We start from the raw sequence: 9,156 nt of genomic DNA on the forward strand, positions 1-9,156 counted from the left end.
CGACGCCTCAGCTCGCCCGGATCGGCAGGCCGCGTTCGCCGACGATCTCGCAGTCGAACTCGATCCTGCGGCTGCGGTCGCCCTCATCGCCGGCCAGACGCAGCGTGTCGATGAACAGCGACAGCGGCGACAGCGTAAAGTCGCGAACCAAGAGAAACGCAAACCGCCTGGCCATTGTATTCCGGAACTGCCCTCGACTGGATTTGGATATTGTCGCTGATATCTACGGTTTGGCACAGGCGTGCGCGTCATACACGTCAGGAGCGGCCGCAGGATGTCGGAGATGAGATTGATGACCGCAGCGCTACGATGACATACGGATGGACTAGCGGAATTGATCGGCATGGCACGGCGCGAGAAAAACCCTATCGTGTTTGTGTGATCTGTAGCGCCAGCGGAGCGGAAAATCATGACCCTGACCAATCGCGACATCGTCGAGCTGACGGCATGGCGCCGCAAGCTGCATCAGCAGCCGGAAATCTCGAACGAAGAGGAAAAGACCGCCAGGGAGGTCGTCGCTTTCCTCGCCGATACGGCGCCGGACAAGGTGCTGACCGGCCTGGGTGGTCACGGCGTCGCGGCGGTCTATGACAGCGGCAAGGCAGGTCCGACGGTGCTGTTCCGCTCGGAGCTCGACGCGCTGCCGATCGAGGAGCTTTCGGGCGTCGACCATGCCTCGCAGGTATCAGGAAAATCGCATATGTGCGGCCATGACGGCCATACCGCGATCCTCGCCGCACTCGGCCGCCAGCTTGGGCGCGAAAGGCCGGCGAGCGGCCGCGTCGTCTTGATGTTCCAGCCGGCGGAGGAGACCGGCAATGGCGCGGCCGGCGTCGTTGCCGATCCGCGCTTTGGCGAGATCGCCCCGGATTTTGCCTTCTCGCTGCACAATATGCCCGGCGTGCCGTTCGGTGAGGTCCGCCTCAGGGAAGGCGTCGTCAACTGCGCCTCGCGCGGCATTCGCATCGTGCTGGAGGGAAAGACCGCGCATTCGTCCATGCCCGAAACCGGCGTGTCGCCGATGCTGGCGATTAGCCAGTTGATGCCGGCATTGCCTGCGCTCGGACGCGGCACCTTTGCCGATGACGATTTCAGCATGGTGACCGTCACCCATGCCACGATGGGCGAGGCCGTGTTCGGCATCGCGCCCGGTCATGCCGAGGTGTGGGCGACGCTGCGCACAAGGCGCGACGAGCGCATGGCGGAGCTGGTCAGTGCCGCGGAAGCGCTGGCCGCCAGGATCGCCGGCGAGCATCGCCTGTCGGTCCGCTGCGACTATCACGAGATCTTCGTCGCCAGCGTCAACGCAGCCGACGCGGTGGAGCATCTGAACCGCGCGTTGGACGAAGAAGGTGTCGCGCGCAGCGAGGAAGCCCTGCCGATGCGCGCTTCGGAAGACTTTGGCATTTTCGGCCACAAGGCCAGGTCGGCGATGTTCTTCCTCGGCGCCGGCGAGCGCACGCCTTCGCTGCACAATCCCGACTATGACTTTCCAGACGATCTGATCCCGATCGGCTCGGCAATCTTCATGCGCACGGCGCGCAACCTTTTGGGCTGAGCGGCTGTGTGAAATCCGCATCCTGAAGCTGCCTTTTTGCGGCTCGAATCATCCTGTAGTCGCCGTCCTAAATTAGGAGGGGCTTGCGGATGAGGATTGCAATGGTTGTCGCGTTGACCGCGACAGTGGCGGGATGCGTCAGTTCTCCGGCCCAGTACGGCGCGTCGCTTTCGCCGCAGGATCCGAAATGGGCGACGCCGGAATGTCAGCAGGCCCGCACCGATGCCATGAATTACGACCAGCGCGAGAAGGGGCAGCCGGGATGGGGCTTCGGCGTGCTGCTTGGGCCGTACAGCATGGGCCTCGTCGCGGCGGCAAAGGAGCATCAGCAGCAGCAGCGAAGGCTGATTGCCCGCCAGGTGCATCTGCAGTGCTCGAGCCTGCCACTGCCGGAGGACCTGGACTTCGATCCGCAAATCTACGCGCCAAAGCCAGCGAAATATCCGTAGGGCCGCACTTTTTGGCTTGCCCGACAGCAATTGCAGAGATCGGCCCCAGTGGGGGAACGCCTTATGCGATTGCCCTCGCCTTGCCCACTCACACCAACCTCTGCCCGCCATCGATGTGGATCGTCTCGCCGGTCATGAACTCGGCCTCCATCAGATAGAGATAGGCCGGCGCGACATCGGCCGGCGCGGCTACCTTGCCCACAGGCAAGCGCTCGGCCATGGCGGCGAAGTAGCCGGACTTCGCCTCGCCGACCAGCTCGTCCCACATAGGCGTATCGACCCAGCCGGGCGAGACGATGTTGACGCGGGTCGGCGTCAGCTCCTGCGCCAGCGCGCGGGCGAAATAGCTGAACGAGCCGGCGATGGCCGAGACGACCGAGCCGCCGGGCACCGGCGGCCGGTCCTTGTTGATGCCCGAGGTGAAGATCATCGAGCCGCCCTTCCTCAGGCCGCGCACGGCATGCTTGGCCAGCATCACCGCGCCGATCAGCTTGTTGTCGACAAAGCCGCGCACGAAATCCATGTCGGTATCGCCGATCGGATAGTTCGGAGGCGGCGTGCCGGCGGTGGAGACAAGGTGATCGAAGGCGCCGACTTCGTCGAACAGCCGGGCGATCTCCGCTTCGCGGGTCATGTCGGCGGCGATGCTCTTCAGTCTGGCATTCGCGCCAAGCGCCTTCTCAGCCGCCTTCAGCCGGTCGGGCGAGCGGCCGACGATCACCACCTCGGCGCCATTATCGAGCGCGGCTTTCGCCACGCCGAGACCGATGCCGGAACTGCCGCCGACGACAACGATCTTTTGTCCCTTGAGCGGTGCCATTGCTACCTCCTGTTTCGAGAGTGTCAGGTTTGACTTACGAACGGCCGGCGTGCGCGGCTTCGATATCGCCAAGGATGATCTTCCTCATCGAATACATCGCCTGCCGCGCGCGATGCGCCTTGTCGCGATCGGGATCGTTCATCAGCCGGATCGCGGCCTCCGGAATGACCTGCCAGTAGACGCCGAACTTGTCCTGCAGCCAGCCGCAGGGCTTTTCCGAGCCGCCACCTGCTGTCAGCGCCTGGTAGTAATAGTCGGTCTCGGCCTGGTCTTTCGTCTCGATGTAGAGCGACATCCGCTCGTTGAAGGCCGGCATCCCGCCGGCATTGAGCGCCGTCAGCCGCAGCCCTTCGAGCTCGAAGTCGAAGATCGCGTGCGGCACTCCGGTGCCGCCGACATGGTCAGTGAAGGTCACCGTCTCCAGCGCGCGGCCGTTCCTGAACACAGAGAGATAGAAGTCGCGGGCTTGCTCGGCATTGCCGGTGTACCAGAGAAAGGGGTGAACGGTGGCCATGTCGTCCTCCTGAAGTGAGGTTTGATCACAAATCGTGTGAGGATTTGTGGCTGGTAAAAGCCAGATGGACAAACCAAAATTTGGCAAGTATCTGTTACCAACGCTCACAAATACCCGGCGCTCACCCCATGCCCCGCAAGCTGCCACCGCTCAACGCATTGCCGGCCTTCGAGGCCGCCGCCCGACATCTGAATTTCTCCAGGGCGGCCGACGAGCTCAACGTCACCCATGGCGCCATCAGCCGGGCGATAAAGCATCTGGAGGAGCAGCTCGGGGTGCAGTTGTTCGAGCGCGCGACGCGTTCGGTGCGCCTCACCCCGGTCGGCGAGCCCTATGCGCGGGCGGTGCGCGAGATGCTCGACCAGCTGACCGTGGCGACGCAGGCGGCGACATCGCGCCATTCCAACACGAGCCTGAACGTCAGCACCTCGGACGGCTTCGCCGGCAAGTGGCTGGTGCCCAGGCTATACCGTTTTCATCGTGCGCATGGCGACATCGATGTGCGGGTGTCGACATCAGGCAAGCTGACCAATTTCCTCGGCGACGGCATCGACATCGCCATCCGCTATGGCGGCGGCCATTATCCCGGGCTGACGTCGGAATTCCTCACCGGCGAGGAGGTGTTCCCGGTCTGCAGCCCCAGGCTGCTCGAAGGCCCGCATCCACTGCGCAGGCCCGAGGACCTCAAACACCACACGCTGATCCGCGACGGCTACCGCATCGACTGGGCCGCGTGGCTCGCCAGCGCCGGCGTCGAAGGTGTCGACCCCAACAGCGGGTTGACGTTCGATTCCGCCACCTTCGCGGTCGAGTCGGCGGTGCAGGGCGAAGGCGTGGTGCTCGGCCGCACCATGCTGGTCTCAGCCGACCTCGCGACAGGCAGACTGGTGCGGCCTTTCGACCACGCGCTGAAAGCGGTTTCGAGTTTTTACGTGGTGTATCCGCCGGAGGCGATACGGCAGCGGAAGGTGAGGGCTTTCAGGGATTGGCTGTTTGCGGAGGTGGGGTAGGGGAGCGGCGAACCGGGCCAGGGTGACACCACAGCGCCGGCACGTCAGTTTCGACGTCAGCTTTGCGCCTCATGTCGGCCATAGAGGCGAACTTTGCCTCCGTCCGGAAGCAGACACTGCAATTGACCACGCTGAAGGTCGTGGTCGCGCCAGAGGCTGCAAAGGCGCAACTCGGTACACGAGGGCGAACATTCCGCTGCGGAAACAACTTGAAGAAATGCTTCGCGACCCATAGCATGCCGCGCCATGGTAAAATCTGATCGGGAGGTCAGTGAGATCGGTCGGGTTTTTGAGCCAGTGCAAGGTAGGGAGGACAATAATTATGGCTTCCGAAGTACAGGCAAACAACGGCGTTAACGTAGAGGCGCTGCTCGGCGCACGCGAAGCGCTTACCAACGCCCCGGAGGCGGCGCAGTTCAAGTGGCGCGCGGCCTGCGAATGGAAGGATGGCACCCACAGCCATTCGTCGGTCGAGAGCTTCTACGGTCTCGGCGAGGACCAGCATCGCAAGACCACTTTCACATTCGACGCAGACCATCCGGAGGTCTTCGCTTCCCAGGACAAGGGCGCCACGCCCGTCGAATACGTGCTTGTCGGACTGGCGAGTTGCCTGACCGCCGGCATCGCCGCGGTTGCCCAGAACCGAAACATCCAGTTGAAGTCGGTGAAGGCGACCATCGAAGGCGACATGGATCTCGCCGGAATACTCGGCATCGACAGCGACGTGCGCAACGGCTTCAGCGGCATCACGGTGAAATACAACATCGACGCCGACGCCAAGCGCGAGGACATCGAGGCTATCGTCGCTCAGTCGCAGAAGCGGTCGGCGGTCTATGACATTGTCACCAATCCGACGAACGTCACGGTCGTGGTGAACTGAAAGGCGCTTCGAACCCGTAGACTCTTCTGATGAGAGGGTGCGATTAGTTCCGTCACCACAGTGATCGTCGGCGCGGGGCACGCGGGGCTCGCAATGAGCCGCTGCCTGGCGGAGCGCTCTATCGAGCATGTGATGCTGGAGCGCGGCGAGATCGCCAATACCTGGCGCACCGAGCGATGGGATTCACTGCGGCTGCTCACCCCGAACTGGCAGAGCCGGCTGCCGGGCTTCCGCTATGACGGTGACGATCCCGACGGCTACCGGACGATGCCTGAGGTGATCGACTTCCTCGGGAACTATGCCAAGGTGATCTCGGCTCCGGTCAGAACCCACACGACCGTTACCTCGGTTCGCAGCGACGGGGCGGGATATCTTGTGCGCACGGACCGCGGCGAGTGGCGGTGTCGGACCGTCGTGCTGGCGTCGGGCGCGTGCAACATCGCGCGCCTGCCCGACGTAGCCAGCCGCGTGCCACCGTCGGTCGCCATGCTGACGGCACAGTCCTACCGCAATCCGCGTCAGGTCGCCGACGGTGGCGTGATGGTGGTGGGCGCGTCGTCGAGCGGCACCCAGATCGCACAGGAGCTGCAGCGTTCGGGGCGTCAAGTGACCCTGTCGGTGGGCGAGCACATCCGGGCGCCCCGCGTCTATCGCGGCAAGGACCTGGAATGGTGGATGGACGCCGCCGGCGTGCTCGACGAGCGTTACGACGAGGTGGACGACATCAGGCGGGCGCGACGGGTTCCTTCGCTGCAGCTTGCCGGCACGTCCGACCGCACCACCCTCGACCTCAATGCGCTCGACGACCTCGGCGTCCGGCTCATCGGTCGTCTTGCCGGCATCACCGAAGACGGCAAGGCCCAGTTTGCGGGGTCGTTGCGCAACATGTGCGCGCTTTCCGACCTTAAGATGGCCCGGCTGCTCGACCTCATCGACGAATGGGCGCGCGCCAACGGCCTGGACGCTACGGTCGGGCCGCCGGATCGCCCGCCGCCGACCCGTGTCGAGGACAACCCGCCGCTCGGCCTCGATCTTGCCGGAGGCGCTATCAGGACGATCATCTGGGCCACCGGCTACCGGCCGGACTACTCCTGGCTGGAACTGCCGGTCCTCGACCGCAAGGGCCAGGTCCGTCACGACGGCGGTGTAGTGGAACATCCGGGCCTGTACCTGATGGGGACGCAATTTCTGCGCCGCCGTAAGTCTGCTCTGATCGACGGCGCTGGCGACGACGCGCGTGATCTCAGCGATCATCTGGCATCGTACCTCGGGCAAAATTCAGTCTGCTAGCAGCATCAACGTCTGAGACCCCAGAGGGAACAGGTTGGTTGCCGTGACAACCCCGAATTCTGCGCCCCTGCAGTCATATTCCCAAATGCAGCTTCGGCTTCCAGAAGGGGCGGAACAACTCGATCTTGGGACAGCGGTTCATCACCACTTTCAAGCCCGCTTCCTCCGCCAACCGGGCGGCAGTGTCGTCGCGCACCCCAATCTGAGCCCACAGAACCTTTGCATTGATCGCGATGGCCTCCTGTGCAACCTCCAGCAGATCTTCGGAGCGGCGAAAAACCTCAACCATATCGACGGGCCGGTCGATGGCCGCCAGTGATGGGTACACCTTAAGCCCTCGAATTTCATCCAGGCCGGAACTGGGGTTGACCGGGATCATGTCATAGCCGGTTTCGTGGAGCACCCTGAGAACACCATAGGAAAATTTGGTTTTATCGGGGCTGGCCCCCACCATCGCGATGGTTTTGACCGATTTCAGAATGTCTTGCAGATAAGCCTCCGAATAGGGCTCATCATGATTCATATGGGTCATGTCTTGTCGTCCAGCGGGGTCGCGATATCGGCTTTCAATTCATGAGCGGCCAGCGGGTCAAGGAAGGGGTTGCGATAGAGCTTGTCGTGACTCTCAACGCCGACCTCCAGCGTGCAGTCGCTCATAGGGCGGGCGACGCAGAGGATTATATAGCCATTGTTAATCTGGCGGTTGTTCAGCGCTCGCTGCGCTTTTTGATCGACTTTGCCGCTGATTATTTTGGCTGCACAGGTTATGCAGCCGCCATACTTGCACCCATACGGCAGATCCACGCCGTGCTCGCGCAGGCTTTGCAAGAGGGGCTTGCGGTGATCGACGTCGAAGGCCGCACCGCCTTGATTGGCGAGGGTGATGGTGAAGCTGGTCATACCCAGATGTCACTCGTGCAATCACCGCCGGGATAGCGGGTTTCGTGACAGCGGCTTGGTCCATTTGGTTCCCTGCCGAAATCGACGACAAACAGCGGATCGATTTCCATGCCGCCGTTTTCCGTATCGCAGTTGACCATTAGCATGCATCCGCCATTGGTGCGGATTTCCGGATAGAACTGATTATCCCAGGTCGAGAAGAGTGAGGTCGTCACATAGAGGCGCTTGCCGTCGAGGCTGAGCTGTATCATCTGAGGCCCGCCAGTCACTTTCACGCCATTGACCTCAGGCGCACGGCCGAGAAGTCCGCCCATCCACACTTGTCCGGTAAGCTTGGCGTTGTGAGGGTCCGAGATGTCGTATTGACGAATGTCGCCATGCAACCAGTTGCACAGATAGAGGTATCTATCGTCCATGCTGAGCAGAATGACCGAGATCACGCCAGGTATCGGGATCGGCCATTCGGGATGAGGCTCATTGTCGACATCGACAATTTTTTCCCATTGCCAGTCTCCCGCCGCGTCCTTCCACCAATGGATGATGTTTGCGGAAAGGGCCGCGCCGACAAAACCGTGGCTGCTGTCGGGATTATGATGGAACCGCACTTCCAGCGGGATCAAGCCGTCTTCACCGAGATAGAATGTCTGGCTTGGCTCCTTCTTCTCAAAATCCCAGAAATGGATCTCTCGGCCATATTTCAGATGGCCAACCTCTTCCAGGTCAAAACCAGGCATGAAGGTATTGGGCGCGGCCCACTCCGAACTGACCATTACGTTGTGTCGCGGCTGGTACCAGAAATCATAACCGAACTTGATGCCGCCCATGGAGTTTTCCCAGCGGCCGACAATTTCGAACTCCTTGCTGAGCTGCAAATAGCCGCCGGGGGCATTGCCCTGGGCGTCACCAAGCATGGAAACGATGATGTCCGAGCCGAGGCAATGCACCGTGTGTGGTGCCGACAGGTTGGTCCTGGCTTTGATTTCAGCGCCGTCTATGACCTTGAACAGGGTCGGATTGTGGGGATCGGTACCACAATCGACAATATGCAGATTGGACGAGCGCACACCCGGCACGATCAGATATTTCCGCTCCATGCTCGCATCGCCATGGCACGACGAACAGGCATTCCAGCCCGAGTGATGAAGCTCATCGCCAATGCCCGGCATTTGCAAACGCGAAATCACCTGGCTGTAGGTCGAACTCTCCGGGTCGACATCGATGGTGCACAGATAGTCCGGCTTCTGAATGCCCGTGCCAGTGTAGATGGCAATCGTATAGAGCAGCTTTTCGCGAGGTGCCGTCATCGCCTCGGCTGGAGAAGCATAGCCCGGTCCACAGCAATGATTGGTCATGGGTACTTCCCCAATTTGAACAGATCACTGGCCAGCCCCAACGGGGTCGACTGGAATGTTAGTGCATGCTTGGCATTGGCGCTATGGCCGGGGTGGCTTGTGAAGTGCGCAGGTGACGTACAACTTGGCGACAGAGCTCCCGTGGACGCCACGTATTGACCGCTCGAAGATTATTGAGAACCCTTGCAGCGGCCCACTCATCATCGGATCGTATGGCAGCGAACCATATGCAGGTCAGCAACTGGTCAGGTCACGTCGATATACGCACGGCGCTCAAAGGTCCGCTTCTGGCCTTCCGAGCCTCGAAGCCGCCATTCCGCTTTCGGCCCCGCAACCGTCTACCGGCGTTTTCTCCGATGGCCAATCATGGCCGAAGGAGGAAC

At 61.8% G+C, this 9,156-nt stretch carries 11 protein-coding genes; 5 read left to right on the forward strand and 6 right to left on the reverse strand.

Annotated elements, in window-relative coordinates; translation table 11 throughout:
* Positions 1 to 7: 7 nt before the first annotated feature.
* Positions 8 to 175 (reverse strand): hypothetical protein, encoded by a 168-nt coding sequence (locus tag ACWGTO_RS03640; protein ID WP_454573481.1) that lies wholly within the window; start codon positions 173 to 175, stop codon positions 8 to 10.
* Between the two features lie 234 nt (positions 176 to 409).
* Here ACWGTO_RS03640 and ACWGTO_RS03645 point away from each other — a divergent pair, with 234 nt between their 5' ends.
* Complete coding sequence (locus ACWGTO_RS03645) at positions 410 to 1,558, forward strand: amidohydrolase (protein ID WP_454573482.1); 1,149 nt, start codon at positions 410 to 412, stop codon at positions 1,556 to 1,558.
* A gap of 89 nt (positions 1,559 to 1,647) precedes the next feature.
* Positions 1,648 to 2,007: a hypothetical protein gene (locus tag ACWGTO_RS03650; RefSeq protein ID WP_454573483.1), complete on the forward strand. Its 360-nt coding sequence runs from the start codon at positions 1,648 to 1,650 to the stop codon at positions 2,005 to 2,007.
* Between the two features lie 88 nt (positions 2,008 to 2,095).
* Here the strand turns inward: ACWGTO_RS03650 and ACWGTO_RS03655 are convergent, their stop codons facing one another.
* Positions 2,096 to 2,827, reverse strand: coding sequence for an SDR family oxidoreductase (locus ACWGTO_RS03655; RefSeq protein ID WP_454573484.1), 732 nt, complete (start codon positions 2,825 to 2,827; stop codon positions 2,096 to 2,098).
* Between the two features lie 34 nt (positions 2,828 to 2,861).
* Positions 2,862 to 3,341, reverse strand: a complete 480-nt coding sequence (locus ACWGTO_RS03660; protein ID WP_454573485.1) for a VOC family protein — start codon at positions 3,339 to 3,341, stop codon at positions 2,862 to 2,864.
* A gap of 128 nt (positions 3,342 to 3,469) precedes the next feature.
* Here ACWGTO_RS03660 and ACWGTO_RS03665 point away from each other — a divergent pair, with 128 nt between their 5' ends.
* The 3 genes from ACWGTO_RS03665 (at position 3,470) to ACWGTO_RS03675 (ending at position 6,521) form a co-directional block, all read left to right on the forward strand.
* Positions 3,470 to 4,351, forward strand: coding sequence for a transcriptional regulator GcvA (locus tag ACWGTO_RS03665; RefSeq protein WP_454573486.1), 882 nt, complete (start codon positions 3,470 to 3,472; stop codon positions 4,349 to 4,351).
* 322 nt (positions 4,352 to 4,673) lie between these two features.
* Positions 4,674 to 5,231, forward strand: a complete 558-nt coding sequence (locus ACWGTO_RS03670; RefSeq protein ID WP_023679231.1) for an OsmC family protein — start codon at positions 4,674 to 4,676, stop codon at positions 5,229 to 5,231.
* A gap of 60 nt (positions 5,232 to 5,291) precedes the next feature.
* Positions 5,292 to 6,521, forward strand: a complete 1,230-nt coding sequence (locus tag ACWGTO_RS03675; RefSeq protein ID WP_454573487.1) for an NAD(P)-binding domain-containing protein — start codon at positions 5,292 to 5,294, stop codon at positions 6,519 to 6,521.
* A 73-nt stretch (positions 6,522 to 6,594) separates the two neighbouring features.
* Here ACWGTO_RS03675 and ACWGTO_RS03680 read toward each other — a convergent pair whose 3' ends face one another.
* Genes ACWGTO_RS03680 through ACWGTO_RS03690 form a run of 3 tightly spaced genes read right to left on the reverse strand, consistent with a single transcriptional unit; the run spans position 6,595 to position 8,773 of the window.
* A complete protein-coding gene (locus ACWGTO_RS03680) occupies positions 6,595 to 7,044 on the reverse strand; it encodes a CoA-binding protein (RefSeq protein WP_454573511.1) in 450 nt (149 codons plus the stop codon).
* A gap of 5 nt (positions 7,045 to 7,049) precedes the next feature.
* A complete protein-coding gene (locus ACWGTO_RS03685) occupies positions 7,050 to 7,421 on the reverse strand; it encodes a 2Fe-2S iron-sulfur cluster-binding protein (protein ID WP_454573488.1) in 372 nt (123 codons plus the stop codon).
* On the reverse strand, positions 7,418 to 8,773 hold the full coding sequence (locus ACWGTO_RS03690; RefSeq protein WP_454573489.1) for a selenium-binding family protein: 1,356 nt from the start codon (positions 8,771 to 8,773) through the stop codon (positions 7,418 to 7,420). Before ACWGTO_RS03690 ends, ACWGTO_RS03685 begins: the two co-directional genes overlap by 4 nt.
* Between the last annotated feature and the right edge of the window lie 383 nt (positions 8,774 to 9,156).

The organism is Mesorhizobium sp. PL10, from assembly GCF_053714315.1.

What these genes read in the sequence shown, in the direction of transcription:
- ACWGTO_RS03650 (WP_454573483.1), top strand. Translation starts at nt 1,648, where the DNA reads ATGAGGATTGCAATGGTTGTCGCGTTGACCGCGACAGTGGCGGGATGC.
- ACWGTO_RS03690 (WP_454573489.1), bottom strand. Translation starts at nt 8,773, where the DNA reads ATGACCAATCATTGCTGTGGACCGGGCTATGCTTCTCCAGCCGAGGCG.
- ACWGTO_RS03685 (WP_454573488.1), bottom strand. Translation starts at nt 7,421, where the DNA reads ATGACCAGCTTCACCATCACCCTCGCCAATCAAGGCGGTGCGGCCTTC.
- ACWGTO_RS03680 (WP_454573511.1), bottom strand. Translation starts at nt 7,044, where the DNA reads ATGAATCATGATGAGCCCTATTCGGAGGCTTATCTGCAAGACATTCTG.
- ACWGTO_RS03655 (WP_454573484.1), bottom strand. Translation starts at nt 2,827, where the DNA reads ATGGCACCGCTCAAGGGACAAAAGATCGTTGTCGTCGGCGGCAGTTCC.
- ACWGTO_RS03645 (WP_454573482.1), top strand. Translation starts at nt 410, where the DNA reads ATGACCCTGACCAATCGCGACATCGTCGAGCTGACGGCATGGCGCCGC.
- ACWGTO_RS03665 (WP_454573486.1), top strand. Translation starts at nt 3,470, where the DNA reads ATGCCCCGCAAGCTGCCACCGCTCAACGCATTGCCGGCCTTCGAGGCC.
- ACWGTO_RS03660 (WP_454573485.1), bottom strand. Translation starts at nt 3,341, where the DNA reads ATGGCCACCGTTCACCCCTTTCTCTGGTACACCGGCAATGCCGAGCAA.
- ACWGTO_RS03670 (WP_023679231.1), top strand. Translation starts at nt 4,674, where the DNA reads ATGGCTTCCGAAGTACAGGCAAACAACGGCGTTAACGTAGAGGCGCTG.
- ACWGTO_RS03640 (WP_454573481.1), bottom strand. Translation starts at nt 175, where the DNA reads ATGGCCAGGCGGTTTGCGTTTCTCTTGGTTCGCGACTTTACGCTGTCG.